We start from the raw sequence: 19,304 nt of genomic DNA, 5'->3' as shown, positions 1-19,304 counted from the left end.
GTCTCCTCCAGTAGAGAGTTCGCTACGCTTCGCGCCTGTATTGGATGAACTGGGCGTAGAGCATTTCCATGGTCGTATTCCGCACGTCGCGATGCAGCGGCGACGGCGGCGAGTAGTTGAGCATGCGCACCACCCAGTCGCGCGGCGTGGCGCCGACGTCCAGTGCATTGATGCAGCCGGTGGCTTGCGACAGATGGCCGAAGAATGTGCGCCCGCCCGCGGTGATGGCGTGCGACAGGATGGCGCGATTGACGCCGCCGTGCAGGACCAGCAGCACGGTGTCCCACGAGGTGTCGTCGCGCAGTGCCGCAACTGCCGGCAGCACGCGGTCGAACAGTTCGCCGATCGTCTCGCCACCCAGAAAACGCGTGCTCTCGGGGACAACGCCGTCGAACACGCCGAGGAATGCGGCTTCGATATCGGCCGCCGGAATGTTGCTCAGCCTGTCGCCGCGAATTTCCTGCAGTGCGGGCTCGATTTCGAGTTCGATGTGCTGATGAGTTTCGGCGAGCACGCGTTGAGCGGTTTCGATGGTGCGCGGCAAGCCGCTGACGATCACCCGGTCGAAGCGAATCTGTTGCGCGGCGAAGGCATGGCCAGCCGCGCTGGCCTGGTCGCGACCGCTCGCATTCAACGGCACCGTTTCAGGATCGATCGCGCGGCCGGTGGCGTCGAAGTACGTCACGTCGCCGTGACGCATCAGGTAAATGCGGCGCCGCTTCGGCAGTTGATAGTCAGGCATGACGGGCTCGCTGGTTCACTGGCTTATCCGCGGGGTCAGGGGGCTCATTTGTACTTCGGGGCGCGCTTTTCGAGGAACGCGGTGATGCCTTCGAGCGCGTCGCCGTGGTGCAGCGAAGCGACGAAGTTGTCGCGTTCGGCTATCAGATGTTCGGCGAGGGGTTGCGCACCCGCGGCAGCGATCAGCGTCTTGATGCGCGCCGTGGCGTTGGGCGAAATCTTGCCGAGATCCTCGGCCCAGGCGATGGCGGCATCGCGCACCGCGCCGGGCTTGGCGATCCGGTTGACCACGCCGAGTTCGTGCAGGCGTGCCGCGCCAATCGGCTTTCCTTCAAGCAGGACTTCGGTCGCGAGCTGGCGGGGCAGGGCCTGCGCGAGGAACCATGAACCGCCGCCATCCGGTGTAAGACCGACTCGCGCGTAGGACATCACGAATTTGGCATCGTCGGCGGCGACCAGCAGATCGCAGGCGAGCGCGAGCGAGAAGCCGGCGCCGGCTGCTGCACCCTCGACCGCTGCGATCACCGGCTTCGACGAAGCGCGCAGCGCGCCAATCCATTCGCCCAGCATGTCGATGCTTTGCGCCTGCACAGAAGGGTCTTTCGCGCGATTTTCGAGCAGCCGGTTCAGATTGCCGCCGGCGCAAAAGAACCGATCGGCACCGGTCAGGACCACGGCGCGCACGGAGGGGTCACGCTCGGCGCTATCGAGCGCTTCGATGCCCGCGGCGTACATGTCGGGATGCAACGCGTTACGTGCTCCGGGGTTGGAGAGCGTCAGGACGAGCGTCGATTCGCTTTCGGCCGGTCGCGAGGTCAGCAGTTCGGCGCTCATGACTGGTTCTCCGCTTTGACAGGGTTGGCTGCATCAGATGCGTCGGCTGCATCGCCTTGCGTCAGCGAGAGGCCGAGTTGCGCACGCCGCGCGAGCCATGGCGACGGACGGTAGCGCGGATCGCCCAACACGCTGAACATATTGCGCAGAATCGTGAGGATGGTTTTCGCGCCGAGTGCGTCGCCAAGCGCGAGCGGGCCACGCGGATAGCCCAGTCCGAGCGTCACGGCGAGGTCGATGTCTTCGGGCGTGGCGATCTGCTTTTGCGCAATCTCGCAGCCGATATTGACGATCGTCGCCACCACGCGTTGCGCGACGAAACCGGTCGAATCGCGAATCACGGTGACGGGGACACCGTCTGCAGCGAGCAATGCATGCGCTGTATCGCGCGCGGCGCGCGTCGTTGCCGGCGTGGTCATCAACGTGCGGCGTTGTGCGGCGACGAGCGGGAATAGCGCGTCTACGGCAACGACGCGGCTTGCGTCCAGACCTTCTTCGACTGCGGCCGTGGTCGCGTCGTAACCAAACGGCGTGACGACGATAAGCGAGTCTGCAGCAGGCGCGTCGCCTTCATCGAGCGTCACGCCGGCCTTCGCTACGAGTTCCAGCACCGCCTCACGTGCTTCGGGGTGACGCTTGCTGACCCACACGCGTTTAGGCAATTGCGTCGGCGCGGGCGTTTCGGCGGGCACCTGCTGCTTGCCGTCGTCGTAGCGATAAAAACCTTCGCCGGTCTTGCGGCCGATCAGGCCACCCGCGAGTCGAGCGCCGGTGATCGGAGATGGCGTGAAACGCGGCTCTTCATAGAACTGGTGATAGATCGACTCCATCACCGGATGCGAGACGTCGAGCGCAGTCAGATCGAGCAGTTCGAACGGTCCGAGGCGGAAGCCCGCCTGCTCGCGCATGATGCGATCGATCTCGACGAAGCCCGCGACGCCTTCGCCCGCCACCCGCAGGCCTTCGGTATTCATCCCGCGGCCGGCGTGATTGACGATGAAGCCCGGCATATCCTTCGCGCGCACCGGCGTGTGGCCCATGCGGCGCGCGAGGTCCATCAGCGCATCGCCGGCTGCGGGATCGCTGCGCAGGCCGTCGATCACTTCGACGACTTTCATCAGCGGCACCGGATTGAAGAAGTGATAGCCGACCACGCGCGACGGGTCGGTGCAGCCGGCGGCAATCGCGGTGATCGACAGTGACGACGTATTCGACGCCAGCACACAGCGGCCGCTGACGACGGTTTCGAGTTCGCGAAAGAGCGTGCGCTTGACGTCGAGTTTTTCGACGATCGCTTCGACCACCAGATCGCAATCCGCCAGATCGCCGATGGTTTGCGCACCGGCGACGTTGGCAAGAGCCGCTGCCGAGCGCGCTTCGTCGAGCTTGCCTTTAGCGGTGAGCTTGGCGAAGGTGCCGGCGAGATAATCGAGCGCCGCGCTCACGGCGGCCGGGTTGGTGTCGTACAGACGCACCTTCAGGTCTGCGAGGGCGGCGATCTGCGCGATGCCGCGCCCCATTGCGCCGGTTCCGACAATGCCGATAGTCTCGATGGCGTAATTGCGAGAGGTCATTGGGTTGCTCGACTCCATGGTTATTTTAGAATAGCACGCTCGTGCAATTTACTGGATGATTGATTCACAGGCCGCTAGCGCAATTCCATTGAGCGGCTTAGACCACCTGTCAGACGGAGACACCCGATGATCAAACTGTGCGGCTTTGCACTGTCCAACTACTACAACAAAGTCAAATTCGTGCTGCTTGAACACGAGATTCCATTCGAGGAAAGCTTCGTGATGACGAGCCAGGACGAGTCGCTGCTGGTGCATTCGCCGCTCGGCAAGGTGCCGTTTATCCAGACCGAGCAGGGCGATCTGTGCGAGTCGCAGGCCATCATCGAGTATCTGCACGCGTGCTTTCCCGAGAAAGGAATTTTCTCCGCGGACCCGTGGGAAGCGGCGAAAGAGCGCGAGCTGATTACGTTCATCGACCTGCATCTGGAACTCGTGGCGCGCGATCTCTACAAGGAGGCCTTCTTCGGCGGCACGTTGACCGAGGCGACCAAAGGGCGCGTGGAAAAGCGGCTGGCGCGTCACGTTGCCGGGTTCAAGCGGCTCGCGACGTTCGCGCCGTTCCTGCGCGGGAAGAAATTCAGTGTGGCCGATGCCGTGGGCTTTGTGAATCTGCCGCTTGTCGGCATGGCAACGAAGAATATCTACGGACGCGACTTTCTGCTCGAAGCCGGTATCGACTGGAAGGCCTATGTTAAGACGATCGGCGAACGGCCGGCGGCGCAACGCGTGACGGCGGATCGCAAGGCTTATATCGCGGCAACTGCGAAGCAGTGAGCGGCCTGAAGCGCGATCTGCGTGCATCAGCGGCAGCGGCGCGCATGCGCGCGCCGCAACCCCATGCGATGGCGAAGAACGCGGGTTCGTTCGCGGCATCGCGGGCGTCATGCTAGAGACGCGCCAGCCGCTCGAGCGCGGTAGCGAGCGTGCTTTCCTGCTTCGCGAAGCAGAAGCGTACGACGCCCGATTCATGCGACTCGTGATAGAACGCCGACACCGGAATGGCCGCGACACCAATCTCGCTGGTTAGCCATTGTGCGAACTCGGCTTCGGGCAGATCGCTGATCGCCGAATAGTCGACGCACTGGAAGTAGGTACCGGTGCAGGGCAGCAGCTTGAAGCGTGAGTTCGCGAGGCCGGCGCGGAAGAAATCGCGTTTCTTCTGATAGAAAGCCGGCAGGTCCAGATACGGCGCCGGGTCGCGCATGTATTCGGCGAGGCCGACCTGCATCGGCGTGTTGACGGTGAATACATTGAACTGGTGGACCTTGCGGAACTCAGCGGTCAGCGCTGCTGGCGCGGCTACGTAGCCGACTTTCCAGCCCGTCACGTGATAGGTCTTGCCGAAGCTCGACACCACGAAGCTGCGTTGCGCGAGCTCCGGATAGCGCGAAACACTTTCGTGCGGCGCGCCGTCATACACCATGTGCTCGTAGACCTCGTCGGAGAGGATCAGCACGTTGGTGCCGCGCACGATTTCTTCGAGCTTGCGCATGTCTTCGGCACGCCAGACCGTACCGGTCGGATTGTGCGGCGTGTTGATCAGCAGAAGCCGCGTTTTTGGCGTAATCGCGGCGGCGAGCTCGTCGAACGGGATCTTGTACTCGGGCGCGTCCAGCGTCACGAACACCGGCTTGCCGCCGGCGAGTTCGATGGACGGCAGGTAGCTGTCATAGGTCGGCTCGACCACGATCACTTCGTCGCCGGGATGCACTGCGCACAGAATCGCGGTCAGCAACGCCTGGGTGGCGCCCGCCGTGACGGTGATCTCGGTGTTCGCGTCGTAGCGGCGCCCGTACAGGTTGGCGAGCTTGTCGGAGATGGCCTGGCGCAGCGGTGCGGCGCCTGCCATCGGCGGGTACTGGTTGTGCCCGTCGCGCATGGCTTTGGCCACCGCGTCGACGATACGCGGATCGCAATCGAAGTCCGGAAAACCCTGACCGAGGTTGACGGCCCCTTTTTCCGTGGCGAGCGCGCTCATCACGGTAAAAATCGTGGTGCCGACGCTTGGCAGACGGGACGGAAACGACGGAATCATCGGCGTGTCGTGCGGTGAATTCATGGCGCTGTCGGTGTTTATGCGGTGGTTTTGAAGACGGGCGAACTTCGATTGTAGGGAATTGGGGCGCGCCGCGTGCGTCAGGCCGGCGCGGGCTCGTCGGCCTGCAGCGCGCAGGCGGCGACGAACGGCGCCGGCTGGGCAATCTGGAAACCGAAGTCGCGGGCGATGCGGCGCGCGAGTTTCAGCACCGCGCGGTCCTTCGACACCAGCCAGTCGGCTTTTGCGGCATGGGCGAGTTCGAGGAACTTCTGGTCGTCGCGGTCTTTGCACTTTGGCAGCGGGCGCGGAGTTTCAGCGGGCGTAGCCGTCTCTGCGGGTTCCGGTTCGGGCGCTACCTCGACGAGTTGCGTCAGGCGCGTCACGGTGGCGAGGGCGGCCGCCTTGTCGATCTCGCGCTTCGCGAACTGCGGGTAGTCGAGCACGTAAGTGAGTTCGGCCAGGCAGCGGGCGTCGATCAACGCTTCGAGCGCGCCGCGCTCGAGGGCGGCGCGGATAGGGCGCGTATGCGGATCGTCGAACACGAGGATGTCGATCCAGACATTCGAATCGAGGACCACGCGCAGGGCGGGTGCGGCAGGGGAGGCGGGCATTCGTTACAATCTGGCTTTCGTCATTAACGCCAGGCACGGCGTGCCTGCAAGCCTCTATGATAATCGTTCTGTCGCCGGCGAAATCGCTCGACTACGAAACCCCTCCGCACGTCAAAAAGCATACGATCCCCGATTTTGTCGATGACGCTGCCGAATTGATCGGCGGGTTGCGTCATCTGTCGCCGCAACAGATCTCCACGCTGATGAGCATTTCCGATCCGCTGGCCCAGCTCAACTTCCAGCGCTATGCCGAATGGTCGCCGAAGTTCGACACCCGCAATGCCAAGCAGGCGGTGCTCGCGTTCAACGGTGACGTCTACGAAGGATTCGACGCGAAGACGTTGTCGTCAGCGGATCTGGACTTTGCACAAAAGCACGTACGCGTGTTGTCTGGGCTTTATGGGCTGCTGCGGCCGCTCGATCTGCTACAGCCTTACCGGCTCGAGATGGGGACGCGCTTTGTCAACGCGCGCGGCAAAGATCTGTACGCGTTCTGGGGCGAGCGCATTACGCAGGCCCTGAATGCGCAACTGAAGAAGAACGCGCGCGCGGCACGGGTGCTGGTCAACTGCGCTTCGGGCGAGTACTTCAAGTCGGTCAAGCCGAAGCTGCTCGAAGCGCCTGTGATCACGCCGGTGTTCGAAGACTGGAAGGGCGGCCGCTTCAAGATCATCAGCTTTCATGCGAAGCGCGCCCGCGGCCTGATGGCGCGCTATGCGGTCGAGAACCGTCTCGACGCGCCTGAGCAACTGAAGGGCTTCGATGCCGAGGGTTATACGTTCGACGCCGACGCATCGAACGATTCGACTTACGTATTCCGCCGCCGTATTGCCGAATGAGACCGGGCGAGCCTCCAGGTGAGCGGCCCGATGAGCGCTCATACTGAGCAGGAACGCGGACCGCACCGACTGCAACGGGTACATCACCCGGGAAAAAGATCATGACACTTTCTATTACTAGCAACTTCGACGCAGGCGCGATCGAAGTTCTGTCCTGCGAGCAGGCCGACAACATCCGTCTGCGCGTGAGGCCCGACAGCCGCGCCGACTTCGCGCAGTGGTTCTACTTCCGCTTGTCCGGCGCACAGGGCGAGCGCTGCGTGATGACCTTCGAGAATGCGGCCGACTGCACCTTCCCCGAAGGCTGGCGCAACTATCAGGCGGCGGCGAGCTATGACCGCGTGAACTGGTTCCGCGTGCCGACCTCGTACGACGGCCGCGTGCTGACGATCGACCACACGCCCGACTTCGACCGTATCTACTACGCGTACTTCGAGCCGTATGGCGAAGAGCGTCATTCGGAGTTTCTCGGCGCCGTGCAACAGATGCCGCAGGCGACGTTGACCGAACTCGGCGTGACGGTCGAAGGCCGGCCGATGTCCTTGCTCACACTCGGCACGCCGCAAACCGGTGATGTGCCGAAAAAGAAAATCTGGATCATCGCGCGTCAGCATCCTGGCGAAACGATGGCCGAATGGTTCGTCGAGGGGATGGTCAAGCGCCTCGCCGGCTGGGGCGATTGGGCGGGCGACCCGGTCGCGCGCAAGCTCTACGACCATGCGGTGTTTTACATCGTGCCGAACATGAATCCGGATGGCAGCGTGCATGGCAATCTGCGGACCAATGCGGCCGGCGCGAATCTGAACCGGGAGTGGATGGAGCCCGATGCGGCCCGCAGCCCTGAAGTGCTGGTGGTGCGCGACGCCATTCATGCGACCGGTTGCGATCTGTTCTTCGACATTCATGGCGATGAAGCGCTGCCGTATGTGTTCGTGGCGGGTTCGGAGATGTTGCCGGGCTTCACCGAGCGGCAGGGACAGGAGCAGAAGGCTTTTATCGAGGCGTTCAAGCACGCGAGTCCGGACTTCCAGGACAAGTACGGCTACGCGGCGAGCAAGTATCGTGAAGATGCGCTGAAGCTGGCGTCGAAGTACATCGGCAAAGAGTTCGGTTGCCTGTCGCTGACGCTGGAGATGCCGTTCAAGGACAACGCGAATCTGCCGGATGAGCGGGTGGGCTGGAATGGCGAGCGCAGTGCGTCGTTGGGCGCCGCGATGCTGCAGGCAATCTTGCGGCACGTGGAGACGTTTGCTTAGGGCGGTTGCTGGAAGCGCGCTTACCTAAGCGCTAGCGCGCCATTGCGTCGGGTTCGCCGCAGCTTTCCTGCTGCGGCACTTGCTAGTGGTGGCTTTTCTTCGAACTCTTGCCGGACGATTTCTTCGTCGACTTGCCGCCCGTCGAGTGCTTGCCCTTACCGCCTTTGTGTTTGCCGGATGACGGCTCGGCGCGCGGTTTAGGCATGGGCACTGGATCGTTCCAGCTAAACGCGAGCATCTGGCTGCCCAGATAACCGCAGCGGAATTTCAGGTCGGAGGGGTCGCCACCGCCATCGTTGCGTACGCCGAGTCCTTCGACGGTGACGATGCTGTCGACCTTGACATGCTGCTTGCCTTCGTCGAACGAATCGTTCCACGGCGTGACCGCGGAATGAGCGCTATCGAAGGAGCTCGGCGGGAATTCAACGTGATCGAAAACGGTCGAGGTGCTGGCGACAAAACTGCCATGCGCTGCACAGTCGGCCACGAGCGGGTCGGCGTGCATATCATTGACGAATTTCTGGACGAGTTCGTTGTGCTGTTCGAGTTGGTCGGCGAATGCGGGAGCGATGCACATGAGCGAGAGACTTGCTGCATATGTCGCTAACCGGCCGGCCACCCGCAGCAATCGGCGCGGTACGTTGGTGCGATCCATCTAGTTCGGTAGGCGCTATTGAGACATCAGGCACGTAAGATGCCTGACGGCAGGGAGGAGTTCAATCCTGACACAAAATTTTTGACTTGTCGTGGTAGCCGTTCTCCAATCGTACTTGGGAGACGACGGATTATTACTGTCGATTGCCACCGGTAGCAGCAGATTGATGCTGATGCGGCGCGGGAACTTCTTCTTCGAAGAGATGCCGTGGCCCGGCGTGATGTTGTGCGTCAGATGCGCGGGCCGCCGAGCCGGTAGCGGCGTACGTCGTACGTGGTGACCCACGCAGGCCGATACACTGCGATCAACGCCGTGGACATGCCGGTGAACCATGCTTCGCCGGTCGCCAGCAGGAAGATGCTGAACGCGTAGCCGACCGGTATGACGGTCATCGAGCCGCCGGAGACCGCGATGTGGACGCCCACCGCGGCACTCGCGGTTAGAGCAACGGCAATAGCGGGCGAGACGAAGCCTTGCCCAAAGATGAACATGAACAGGTTGCGCGGCAGCCAGGCAATGCAAGCCCGTTGCAGCAACGCCGAGATACCGACCGGCAATGCACCGTAGACGATAAAAGTGAGCGCGATGCCTTGCCACGGTGCATCGAACACGACCGCCGCGAGCCCAGTGACCGCAGCCATGGCGATGAGTGCCAGTGCCCAGTCGAACAGCGTGACGACGAGCGTCGCGCCGAGCAGATGCATCACGGTGCCGTCGTCGAGCCATGCATTGCTCGCCCACAGTACCGAGACGGCAACGATGATCGCCAGCCAGACGTGTTGCAGGGTGCCGTCTTGTAGCCGTTTGAACGGATTTTTCCACAGCGCGAGCGCGAGCAGCAGCGCGGTGGCGACCCAGCCACCGACAGCGACCCATAGCGGAAGCGGTGTGTAGAGGAAACCCATACATCTCATATTACTCGTTGGACGGAAAAAGGTGTGAGCGGATTCCGTGCCAGCCGGGAGAAGACACGGCTTGCCTGGCTCAGATCAAACTTCTTAAGCGCCCTGCCGGTGGGCGTCAGGTCGATTCGTCGGGCTCGGGATCGCCAAATGGAACGACGGCTTCGGCGGCCATCGGCAGGGTGTCCGTGGTGTCGTTGGCCGGCAACGGGTAAGTGAACTGCGCCGGCCTGCGGCGGCGCAGCGGGACCACCCCGGGCTCGCCCATTACCGGCCGCGCAGGGCCGTTCTGGTCGCTGCGCAGCACTTCGAGTTGGGCGGATAGCCAGCCGTTGTAGAGCGCCACGGCGGCGGCCCGGTTGGGAGCGCCAAGCTGCTGGAAGATGCTGGACAGATGGATCTTGACGGTGCCTTCGCTGATACCGAGTGTGCGGGCGATCATCTTGTTGGTGCTGCCCATGTGCACGCAACGCATGATCTGCTCCTGGCGCGGCGACAGGCCGCTCGCCAGCCGGGTGCGCTTCGGCGGCGGCTTGATGTTGACGACCTCGGGTTCGCGAGGGCCGGGTTCCGCTTGCGGTGGTGGCGGCAGTGACAGTGCCCCGGCCGGGACATAGTGACCGCCGAGCAGCACGATCTCGAGCGCACGCACGATCAGGCGCGGGTCGGTGTCGCGCAGCACCACGCCAAGCACGCCTTTGTCCAGCAGGCTGCGCACACATCTGGGCGACGTATCGTGGGTCAGCACCGCGATTCTCAGGCCGGCGTGCTCCGCCAACACCCGGCGTACTTCGGCGACGGACATCCAGTCCTGCCAGTCGATCAGCAGCAGATCGGGCGGTTGCCGCCGCAACGCCCGGTCAGCCTGGCGCCAGTCCTGTGCTTCGTTAAAACGCGCCTGACGGTCGATTTGCCGCAACAGAGCCTTGAGCCCGTCACGTCGTTCCGCGTCGGAGTTGAGAACCAAGAATCGCATGCCATGCCTCCATATGAATCGTTCGTGGTGGCGCGATGCTCGCTTGCGGCAGAGGAAGCCGGTTGCATTGCGATGCGCCACCAGCGCCATGATGACAAATTCCTTGCTTCTTGACGGCCTGGCCAGAAGACATAGGATGATTGTCATGGCCGGTGCTGGTGTCCTGAAAAAAGCGAACGGCCCGATCAGCGCAAGCCGATCGGGCCGTTTCATTGTGGCAGGCGGTTTGGCCGCGCCAGCCTGGTGCCGCTTGCGCGGTCACCGTTGGTCGCGTCAGTGGAAATGCGGTTGCGCGGGTTCTGCGTCTTCCGGCATTTCGGCGTGTACGATTTCGCCGAGCGGGTCCGCGTAGAGCGGCACTCCGCAGTCGTCGCAATATTCAGGCTCGAAACGGCCCGCGTGACGCCGGATGTCCGTTACGCCGGTTTCCTTCAGCAGTGCGACGATTTCTTCGAGCGGGCCGTTGTCGGCCGCCGTTTCTTGCGGCTCCTCGTCGATGCCCGGCTCGCCGTTTTCACGGCCGTACAACGGCCACACGACGCCGTAGATCACATCATTGCTGCCGCGGCGGGTGAAGCCGACGCGATATTCGTCGATCCGACGCTCGCCGAAGCCCGCGACCACCGCTCGCAAATCGGCTGGCGCCGCGCTGATGGTGTCGAACAGATAGCGCACGGCGGTGCGCACGGTATGCGGACGCACGCGTTCGTCTGCGTCGCGGCAAGCCGAATAGTAGGCGTCCGGCAACAAACACTCGAATTCGCAACCCGGAAGCGCCAGCGACAGATTGGCACCCCCTTGCGTAGCCCATTGCTCGAGACATTGACCGCGCTCGATGCGGTTGCCGTGCTCCTCTTCCTGCCAGCGAAATACCGGCGCGCCGACGGGCGCCGCGACCACAGCCAGCAGAAAGCGCGGATCGGCCAGGATCGGCGAGGTCTCGGGCAGTTCGCCGAAATTGATTTTTACAGCGCCTGCGCCGAGCGCCGCTTGCGTGAGTTGCTGCGCGATGCGCCACGTTTCGACGTGATGGCGGGGCAACTGATCGATGCTGTACAGGAATGGCGCCAGGGCCACGCGTGTGCCGGCGGCAAGTACGTGCGCCTGCAGATGGGCGCGCAGCGCGTCCGCCGAGTCGTTCTTCAGCGGACCCGACGGGATGGCATAGCGGGTCCAGGCCAGCACCGGTGCGGCGATCAGCAACGCTTCGTAGGTTATGCCCTCGTGCTCGATGATGAACGATTCGCTATGCGTTTCCGCCATGTCGGCGAGCGCACCGTATGCATCCGGATGATTCTGCTGGAGATGGTCGAGCGCGGCGTCCAGCGTTGTCTGGTTGGCGTTGCGAACGATCTTGGTTAGCAGCGCATCGAGCTTCGCTTCCCAGAAGCGGTCTTCGGTGCGGCTGCCCGACGCGAATAGCGCGAGCGAAAGACCGACCAGCTTGTCGGCATCAGGGGGGAGACGTTTGGCGATTCGCGAGCGCATAAATCCAGGAATGGGGGCACAGAACCGTATATTCTAGTCTTTTCTGTGCCGTCCTATCATTTGTATGTCACCCGTGGCGGATCGCGCCGCGTGCAGCCCGGCGCAGGCGTGGTCGCGGAGGACTGGAGCAACCTGTCTTAGGCCATCCGGCGGGTTGACCGGGACGTCCTGGTTGACGCAAGGTAGAGGTCGTTAAGCGGTGGACTTCCATACCGACCGCCTTCGGCGTCGCGCCTATGAGTGTGCACCCGAGTGGCGTTGTGGTCTGACACAACGAGGGGATTCAAAGTGAAATCGGACCAACTGATCGAGCGGCTTGCCGCTGTGTTTGCATTGATCGTACTGGTAGGCGGTTCGTTACTTGTGCTGGCGCCATTCACGACTGCATTGCTGTGGGGCGCCATTCTTAGCTATAGCTCCTGGGGGTTGTACCGCAAGCTGACGGCGGTCGTCGGAGGTCGACGCAAGCTGTCGGCGTTACTGATTGTTCTCATTATCCTGGTGGTAGTTCTGGGTCCGTTCGTCTACGCGGGATTTGCTTTCGGCGCCCACGTACACGAGATCATCGCTCTGGTGCACAAGCTGTTCGACGACGGCTTGCCTGATCTGCCGGACTGGGTGGTGAGGATACCGCTGGTCGGTCCTAATATCGAGGCCTTCTGGGCGCATCTGACAAGCGGCAATTCCGAGTTGATTGCGCAGATGCGAACCCTTGCCGCGCCTGCGGGTAGATGGATTCTGGCTGCTGCGATTGCGGTGACGCATGGGTTGGGGCTGCTGGCGCTCAGTATTGTGCTGGCGTTCTTTTTCTACACCGGCGGTGAGGGTGCGGCAGCATGGTTGAACGCCGGCATGCGCCGCATTGCTGGCGAGCGGGCGGATTATCTGCTGGCGCTGGCGGGTAGCACGGTGCGAGGCGTTGTCTACGGCATTCTCGGTACGGCGCTGGTGCAGGGGGTACTAGCCGGATTCGGCTGCTGGATCGCCGGTGTGCCGGCGCCCGCGTTGCTTGGGTTGGCAACCTTCTTTCTGTCCGTCATTCCGGGCGGTCCGGTCATAGTCTGGTTGCCGGCCGCAATCTGGCTTTACCACGGTGGCGCGACCGGCTGGGCAATCTTTCTCGTTATCTGGGGAGTCGTCGCGGTGGGTATGTCGGACAACGTCATCAAGCCTATCCTGATTGGCAAGAGCAGCGATATGCCGTTGATTCTGGTGATGCTGGGGATTCTTGGTGGTGCGTTTGCGTTCGGCTTCCTGGGCGTGTTTATTGGGCCCACGTTGCTAGCCGTCGCATACACCGTGCTGCATGACTGGACGATCGGCTCTTCGACTGCACGCACCTTGGCTCCGAAGGCAGGGCCGGCAGCGATTGAGGAAGCGCAGCCGGTTCAAAAGGCCCCGTGAAATAAATTCCTGATAGCGCTTGCAAGCCATGTGCTGGGTCGCTAGAATCTCGTTCTTTCGCGCTTCGGACAGCGGAGCGCGGGGAGCGGGAGAGCCAGCAGTGGCAAGGCTTTCGGCGGGTTGGGCAGGTCAGGCTGGTGCAAAAAACCTGTTGACGACGTAGCGGAAGTTCTTCATAATCTCGTTTCTCTGCTGCTGATGCAGCGACGCAGAACGAAGCGGTACCGAAGGGTTGTGAAGGTGATGCAACGCGGTGCCGGTTTGGTGGTGAATGCGTAACCGATCTTTAAAAATTAACAGCCGATAAGTGTGGGCGCTTGATGGCGACGCGGCGGTGGGCCTTTCGGGGTTTGCTGCGAAAGCGAAAGTATCAAGTCTCACACAGTAATGAAAGGAAGGTTTTTTCATCGCAAGATGATTGAACAATTCGTCAGTACGTTGAGTGAGCGACCGGTTCTTGATTGAACCGAAAACAGTAACAGGAATTGAACTGAAGAGTTTGATCCTGGCTCAGATTGAACGCTGGCGGCATGCCTTACACATGCAAGTCGAACGGCAGCACGGGAGCAATCCTGGTGGCGAGTGGCGAACGGGTGAGTAATACATCGGAACGTGTCCTGTAGTGGGGGATAGCCCGGCGAAAGCCGGATTAATACCGCATACGCTCTACGGAGGAAAGGGGGGGATCGCAAGACCTCTCGTTATAGGGGCGGCCGATGGCAGATTAGCTAGTTGGTGGGGTAAAGGCCTACCAAGGCGACGATCTGTAGCTGGTCTGAGAGGACGACCAGCCACACTGGGACTGAGACACGGCCCAGACTCCTACGGGAGGCAGCAGTGGGGAATTTTGGACAATGGGCGCAAGCCTGATCCAGCAATGCCGCGTGTGTGAAGAAGGCCTTCGGGTTGTAAAGCACTTTTGTCCGGAAAGAAATCCTTTGGGCTAATACCCTGAGGGGATGACGGTACCGGAAGAATAAGCACCGGCTAACTACGTGCCAGCAGCCGCGGTAATACGTAGGGTGCAAGCGTTAATCGGAATTACTGGGCGTAAAGCGTGCGCAGGCGGTCCGCTAAGACAGATGTGAAATCCCCGGGCTTAACCTGGGAACTGCATTTGTGACTGGCGGGCTAGAGTATGGCAGAGGGGGTAGAATTCCACGTGTAGCAGTGAAATGCGTAGAGATGTGGAGGAATACCGATGGCGAAGGCAGCCCCCTGGGCCAATACTGACGCTCATGCACGAAAGCGTGGGGAGCAAACAGGATTAGATACCCTGGTAGTCCACGCCCTAAACGATGTCAACTAGTTGTCGGGTCTTCATTGACTTGGTAACGTAGCTAACGCGTGAAGTTGACCGCCTGGGGAGTACGGTCGCAAGATTAAAACTCAAAGGAATTGACGGGGACCCGCACAAGCGGTGGATGATGTGGATTAATTCGATGCAACGCGAAAAACCTTACCTACCCTTGACATGGTCGGAACCCTGCTGAAAGGTGGGGGTGCTCGAAAGAGAACCGATACACAGGTGCTGCATGGCTGTCGTCAGCTCGTGTCGTGAGATGTTGGGTTAAGTCCCGCAACGAGCGCAACCCTTGTCCCTAGTTGCTACGCAAGAGCACTCTAGGGAGACTGCCGGTGACAAACCGGAGGAAGGTGGGGATGACGTCAAGTCCTCATGGCCCTTATGGGTAGGGCTTCACACGTCATACAATGGTCGGAACAGAGGGTCGCCAACCCGCGAGGGGGAGCCAATCCCAGAAAACCGATCGTAGTCCGGATCGCACTCTGCAACTCGAGTGCGTGAAGCTGGAATCGCTAGTAATCGCGGATCAGCATGCCGCGGTGAATACGTTCCCGGGTCTTGTACACACCGCCCGTCACACCATGGGAGTGGGTTTTACCAGAAGTGGCTAGTCTAACCGCAAGGAGGACGGTCACCACGGTAGGATTCATGACTGGGGTGAAGTCGTAACAAGGTAGCCGTATCGGAAGGTGCGGCTGGATCACCTCCTTTCTCGAGCTAACGTGTCAAACGTTGAGCGCTCACGCTTATCGGCTGTGATTTAAGACAGACTCAGGGGTCTGTAGCTCAGTCGGTTAGAGCACCGTCTTGATAAGGCGGGGGTCGATGGTTCGAATCCATCCAGACCCACCACTGTTTCTGCGGTGGCTGCGCTAATGACTGAAACCCCTGGGGCATCAATACAGATAGAGATGTCTGTGTGACTGGGGGATTAGCTCAGCTGGGAGAGCACCTGCTTTGCAAGCAGGGGGTCGTCGGTTCGATCCCGTCATCCTCCACCAATCCTCAATGCTGGTTTGTCTGCAGCGAACATTGAAAGATGTTTGCGGTGCAGTGAAACAAGCATTGGCGATTGAGCCAGTCAGAGTGATACGCAATCAGAGATTGCGATATCGGCTGTCGTTCTTTAACAATCAGGAAGAAGTAGTAAAGAGATTCACGAAAGATCACTTAGAGATGGGTGATTGAGTAGGTGAATCAGGGTTGTGATTGTATCAATGTATGAAAAGGTGATCGAAAGATTGCCTTGGAATACGGCGCAACACGAATACTCAACCTGTAACGATGTGGCAAGCGTTGCATTCCCAGCGGATGCGGCATGAGACACACCCGTTATAGGGTCAAGCGAACAAGTGCATGTGGTGGATGCCTTGGCGATCACAGGCGATGAAGGACGCGGTAGCCTGCGAAAAGCTACGGGGAGCTGGCAAACGAGCTTTGATCCGTAGATGTCCGAATGGGGAAACCCACTCCGTATGGAGTATCCGCAGCTGAATACATAGGCTGTGCGAAGCGAACGCGGCGAACTGAAACATCTAAGTAGCCGCAGGAAAAGAAATCAACCGAGATTCCCAGAGTAGTGGCGAGCGAAATGGGACCAGCCTGTACTCTTTATCTTCATTGTTAGTCGAAGGCTCTGGAAAGTGCCGCCATAGCAGGTGATAGCCCTGTAGACGAAAACAGCGAGGAAGAACTAGGTGTACGACAAGTAGGGCGGGACACGTGAAATCCTGTCTGAAGATGGGGGGACCATCCTCCAAGGCTAAATACTCGTGATCGACCGATAGTGAACCAGTACCGTGAGGGAAAGGCGAAAAGAACCCCGGGAGGGGAGTGAAACAGATCCTGAAACCGCATGCATACAAACAGTCGGAGCCTCGCAAGGGGTGACGGCGTACCTTTTGTATAATGGGTCAGCGACTTACATTCAGTGGCAAGCTTAACCGATTAGGGCAGGCGTAGCGAAAGCGAGTCCGAACAGGGCGATTCAGTCGCTGGGTGTAGACCCGAAACCAGGTGATCTATCCATGGCCAGGATGAAGGTGCGGTAACACGTACTGGAGGTCCGAACCCACTAACGTTGAAAAGTTAGGGGATGAGCTGTGGATAGGGGTGAAAGGCTAAACAAACCTGGAAATAGCTGGTTCTCTCCGAAAACTATTTAGGTAGTGCCTCGTGTATCACCTTCGGGGGTAGAGCACTGTCATGGTTGAAGGGTCCATTGCGGATTACTTCGCCATAGCAAACTCCGAATACCGAAGAGTGCAATCACGGGAGACAGACATCGGGTGCTAACGTCCGGTGTCAAGAGGGAAACAACCCAGACCGCCAGCTAAGGTCCCCAAATATTGCTAAGTGGGAAACGAAGTGGGAAGGCTAAAACAGTCAGGAGGTTGGCTTAGAAGCAGCCATCCTTTAAAGAAAGCGTAATAGCTCACTGATCGAGTCGTCCTGCGCGGAAGATGTAACGGGGCTAAGCAATATACCGAAGCTGCGGATGCATATTTATATGCATGGTAGGAGAGCGTTCCGTAAGCCTGCGAAGGTGCATTGAAAAGTGTGCTGGAGGTATCGGAAGTGCGAATGCTGACATGAGTAGCGATAAAGGGGGTGAAAGGCCCCCTCGCCGTAAGCCCAAGGTTTCCTACGCAACGTTCATCGGCGTAGGGTGAGTCGGCCCCTAAGGCGAGGCAGAAATGCGTAGCTGATGGGAAGCAGGTTAATATTCCTGCACCATTGTTAGATGCGATGGGGGGACGGATCGCGGAAGGTTGTCCGGGTGTTGGAAGTCCCGGTCCTTGCATTGGAGAAGGCGCTTTGGCAAATCCGGGCGCGGAATTCAAGGGTGCGAGGCCATTCACTTCGGTGAAGAAGCAATCGGAAGTGGTTCCAGGAAAAGCCTCTAAGCTTCAGTCTAACAAGACCGTACCGCAAACCGACACAGGTGGGCGAGATGAGTATTCTAAGGCGCTTGAGAGAACTCGGGAGAAGGAACTCGGCAAATTGGTACCGTAACTTCGGGATAAGGTACGCCCCTGTAGCTTGATGCCCCTGCGGGCAAAGGGTGAAGGGGTTGCAATAAACTGGTGGCTGCGACTGTTTAATAAAAACACAGCACTCTGCAAACACGAAAGTGGACGTATAGGGTGTGACGCCTGCCCGGTGCCGGAAGATTAAATGATGGGGTGCAAGCTCTTGATTGAAGTCCCGGTAAACGGCGGCCGTAACTATAACGGTCCTAAGGTAGCGAAATTCCTTGTCGGGTAAGTTCCGACCTGCACGAATGGCGTAACGATGGCCACACTGTCTCCTCCCGAGACTCAGCGAAGTTGAAGTGTTTGTGATGATGCAATCTCCCCGCGGCTAGACGGAAAGACCCCATGAACCTTTACTGTAGCTTTGCATTGGACTTTGAACCGGTCTGTGTAGGATAGGTGGGAGGCTGTGAAGCGTGGACGCCAGTCTGCGTGGAGCCAACCTTGAAATACCACCCTGGTCTGTTTGAGGTTCTAACCTTGACCCGTTATCCGGGTCGGGGACAGTGCATGGTAGGCAGTTTGACTGGGGCGGTCTCCTCCCAAAGTGTAACGGAGGAGTACGAAGGTACGCTAGGTACGGTCGGAAATCGTGCTGATAGTGCAATGGCATAAGCGTGCTTAACTGCGAGACCGACAAGTCGAGCAGGTGCGAAAGCAGGTCATAGTGATCCGGTGGTTCTGTATGGAAGGGCCATCGCTCAACGGATAAAAGGTACTCTGGGGATAACAGGCTGATACCGCCCAAGAGTTCATATCGACGGCGGTGTTTGGCACCTCGATGTCGGCTCATCTCATCCTGGGGCTGTAGCCGGTCCCAAGGGTATGGCTGTTCGCCATTTAAAGAGGTACGTGAGCTGGGTTTAAAACGTCGTGAGACAGTTTGGTCCCTATCTGCCGTGGGCGCTGGATATTTGAAGGGGGCTGCTCCTAGTACGAGAGGACCGGAGTGGACGAACCTCTGGTGTACCGGTTGTCACGCCAGTGGCATCGCCGGGTAGCTATGTTCGGAAGAGATAACCGCTGAAAGCATCTAAGCGGGAAACTCGCCTTAAGATGAGATATCCCCGGGGCTTCGAGCCCCTTGAAGGGTCGTTCAAGACCAGGACGTTGATAGGTCAGGTGTGGAAGCGCAGTAATGCGTTAAGCTAACTGATACTAATTGCCCGTAAGGCTTGATCCTATAACAGGTGTGTCTCGACCCGGGTTGGCGCTTTAGCGCCTACCCGGGTCCGATCCCCGAAGGGGATGCGTGTGAACCCCCAGACGGGGGTAGCAGAACGCACGGTTGAGTGATCGATGTTGTGCCAGAAACAACACAACCCCAGAACGCTCCCGCTGGTGAGCATCACCAGAAACTACTTCTTCCCGATTGGCCGTACTGCTCCATGAGCAGTGCAGCAACAAGTCATGCCTGATGACCATAGCGTGTCGGTACCACCCCTTCCCATCCCGAACAGGACCGTGAAACGACTCCACGCCGATGATAGTGCGGATTACCCGTGTGAAAGTAGGTAATCGTCAGGCTCCCTAGCAGCATCAGAAACCCCACCCCGAAAAGGTGGGGTTTCTGCGTTTACGCGCGCAAAACCACGCAATCGCCTAGCATTACCGCAACCGTCTTGACGCTCCTCGCATAAGGCCG

General features: G+C 59.9%; 13 protein-coding genes, 2 tRNA genes and 3 rRNA genes. 9 read left to right on the top strand and 9 right to left on the bottom strand.

From position 1 onward, the window contains the following. Positions 1 to 22 precede the first annotated feature (22 nt). From BUS06_RS16820 to BUS06_RS16810, 3 genes are read right to left on the bottom strand one after another with little or no spacing between them, the layout of a single operon-like run. The gene (locus tag BUS06_RS16820) at positions 23 to 742 is read right to left on the bottom strand and encodes a histidine phosphatase family protein (RefSeq protein ID WP_074265291.1); all 720 of its coding nucleotides are present in this window, start codon (positions 740 to 742) and stop codon (positions 23 to 25) included. Between the two features lie 44 nt (positions 743 to 786). After that, a complete protein-coding gene (locus tag BUS06_RS16815) occupies positions 787 to 1,575 on the bottom strand; it encodes an oxepin-CoA hydrolase, alternative type (RefSeq protein WP_074265290.1) in 789 nt (262 codons plus the stop codon). Then, a complete protein-coding gene (locus BUS06_RS16810; RefSeq protein ID WP_074265289.1) occupies positions 1,572 to 3,149 on the bottom strand; it encodes a 3-hydroxyacyl-CoA dehydrogenase in 1,578 nt (525 codons plus the stop codon). Before BUS06_RS16810 ends, BUS06_RS16815 begins: the two co-directional genes overlap by 4 nt. A 126-nt stretch (positions 3,150 to 3,275) precedes the next feature. On the opposite strand from BUS06_RS16810, the gene BUS06_RS16805 reads away from it, so the two are divergent. Continuing rightward, complete coding sequence (locus BUS06_RS16805) at positions 3,276 to 3,923, top strand: glutathione S-transferase family protein (protein WP_074265288.1); 648 nt, start codon at positions 3,276 to 3,278, stop codon at positions 3,921 to 3,923. Positions 3,924 to 4,035: 112 nt separating this feature from the next. On the opposite strand, the gene BUS06_RS16800 is transcribed toward BUS06_RS16805, so the two are convergent. Both BUS06_RS16800 and BUS06_RS16795 read right to left on the bottom strand, forming a co-directional pair. Continuing rightward, entirely contained in the window at positions 4,036 to 5,208 is a 1,173-nt protein-coding gene (locus BUS06_RS16800) for a pyridoxal phosphate-dependent aminotransferase (protein WP_074265287.1), read from the bottom strand. Positions 5,209 to 5,285: 77 nt separating this feature from the next. Next, positions 5,286 to 5,798 (bottom strand): putative toxin-antitoxin system toxin component, PIN family, encoded by a 513-nt coding sequence (locus BUS06_RS16795; protein ID WP_074265286.1) that lies wholly within the window; start codon positions 5,796 to 5,798, stop codon positions 5,286 to 5,288. A 56-nt stretch (positions 5,799 to 5,854) separates the two neighbouring features. Between BUS06_RS16795 and yaaA the strand changes: the two genes are divergently transcribed. Further along, the gene (gene yaaA / locus BUS06_RS16790) at positions 5,855 to 6,637 is read left to right on the top strand and encodes a peroxide stress protein YaaA (RefSeq protein WP_074265285.1); all 783 of its coding nucleotides are present in this window, start codon (positions 5,855 to 5,857) and stop codon (positions 6,635 to 6,637) included. 101 nt (positions 6,638 to 6,738) lie between these two features. Continuing rightward, positions 6,739 to 7,893, top strand: a complete 1,155-nt coding sequence (locus BUS06_RS16785) for a M14 family metallopeptidase (RefSeq protein ID WP_074265284.1) — start codon at positions 6,739 to 6,741, stop codon at positions 7,891 to 7,893. A gap of 82 nt (positions 7,894 to 7,975) precedes the next feature. On the opposite strand, the gene BUS06_RS16780 is transcribed toward BUS06_RS16785, so the two are convergent. The 4 genes from BUS06_RS16780 to BUS06_RS16765 form a co-directional block, all read right to left on the bottom strand. Beyond that, positions 7,976 to 8,548, bottom strand: coding sequence for a BspC domain-containing protein (locus BUS06_RS16780; protein WP_074265283.1), 573 nt, complete (start codon positions 8,546 to 8,548; stop codon positions 7,976 to 7,978). A 230-nt stretch (positions 8,549 to 8,778) separates the two neighbouring features. Next, positions 8,779 to 9,453: an energy-coupling factor ABC transporter permease gene (locus BUS06_RS16775; protein ID WP_074265282.1), complete on the bottom strand. Its 675-nt coding sequence runs from the start codon at positions 9,451 to 9,453 to the stop codon at positions 8,779 to 8,781. Positions 9,454 to 9,568: 115 nt separating this feature from the next. Next, on the bottom strand, positions 9,569 to 10,426 hold the full coding sequence (locus tag BUS06_RS16770; protein WP_074266144.1) for a LuxR C-terminal-related transcriptional regulator: 858 nt from the start codon (positions 10,424 to 10,426) through the stop codon (positions 9,569 to 9,571). Between the two features lie 273 nt (positions 10,427 to 10,699). Beyond that, entirely contained in the window at positions 10,700 to 11,914 is a 1,215-nt protein-coding gene (locus BUS06_RS16765; RefSeq protein ID WP_074265281.1) for a DUF2863 family protein, read from the bottom strand. 288 nt (positions 11,915 to 12,202) lie between these two features. Between BUS06_RS16765 and BUS06_RS16760 the strand changes: the two genes are divergently transcribed. The 6 genes from BUS06_RS16760 (at position 12,203) to rrf (ending at position 19,186) form a co-directional block, all read left to right on the top strand. Then, positions 12,203 to 13,318 carry an AI-2E family transporter gene (locus BUS06_RS16760; protein ID WP_074265280.1) on the top strand — a complete coding sequence of 372 codons (1,116 nt, stop codon included), beginning with the start codon at positions 12,203 to 12,205 and terminating at the stop codon, positions 13,316 to 13,318. A gap of 487 nt (positions 13,319 to 13,805) precedes the next feature. Further along, positions 13,806 to 15,335 (top strand): 16S ribosomal RNA (locus BUS06_RS16755). Positions 15,336 to 15,399: 64 nt separating this feature from the next. After that, positions 15,400 to 15,476, top strand: a tRNA-Ile gene (locus BUS06_RS16750). A gap of 73 nt (positions 15,477 to 15,549) precedes the next feature. After that, positions 15,550 to 15,625: transfer RNA gene (locus tag BUS06_RS16745), tRNA-Ala, on the top strand. Between the two features lie 337 nt (positions 15,626 to 15,962). Continuing rightward, positions 15,963 to 18,842, top strand: a 23S ribosomal RNA gene (locus BUS06_RS16740). Positions 18,843 to 19,072: 230 nt separating this feature from the next. Further along, a 5S ribosomal RNA gene (gene rrf, locus BUS06_RS16735) occupies positions 19,073 to 19,186 on the top strand. Together the 16S, 23S and 5S rRNA genes with 2 tRNA genes alongside form the textbook arrangement of a ribosomal RNA operon. Positions 19,187 to 19,304 lie beyond the last annotated feature (118 nt).

Source organism: Paraburkholderia phenazinium (genome assembly GCF_900141745.1).
In the GTDB taxonomy this organism is placed as follows: Bacteria; Pseudomonadota; Gammaproteobacteria; order Burkholderiales; family Burkholderiaceae; genus Paraburkholderia; species Paraburkholderia phenazinium_B.
This window is presented reverse-complemented; position numbering and strand designations above follow the sequence as displayed.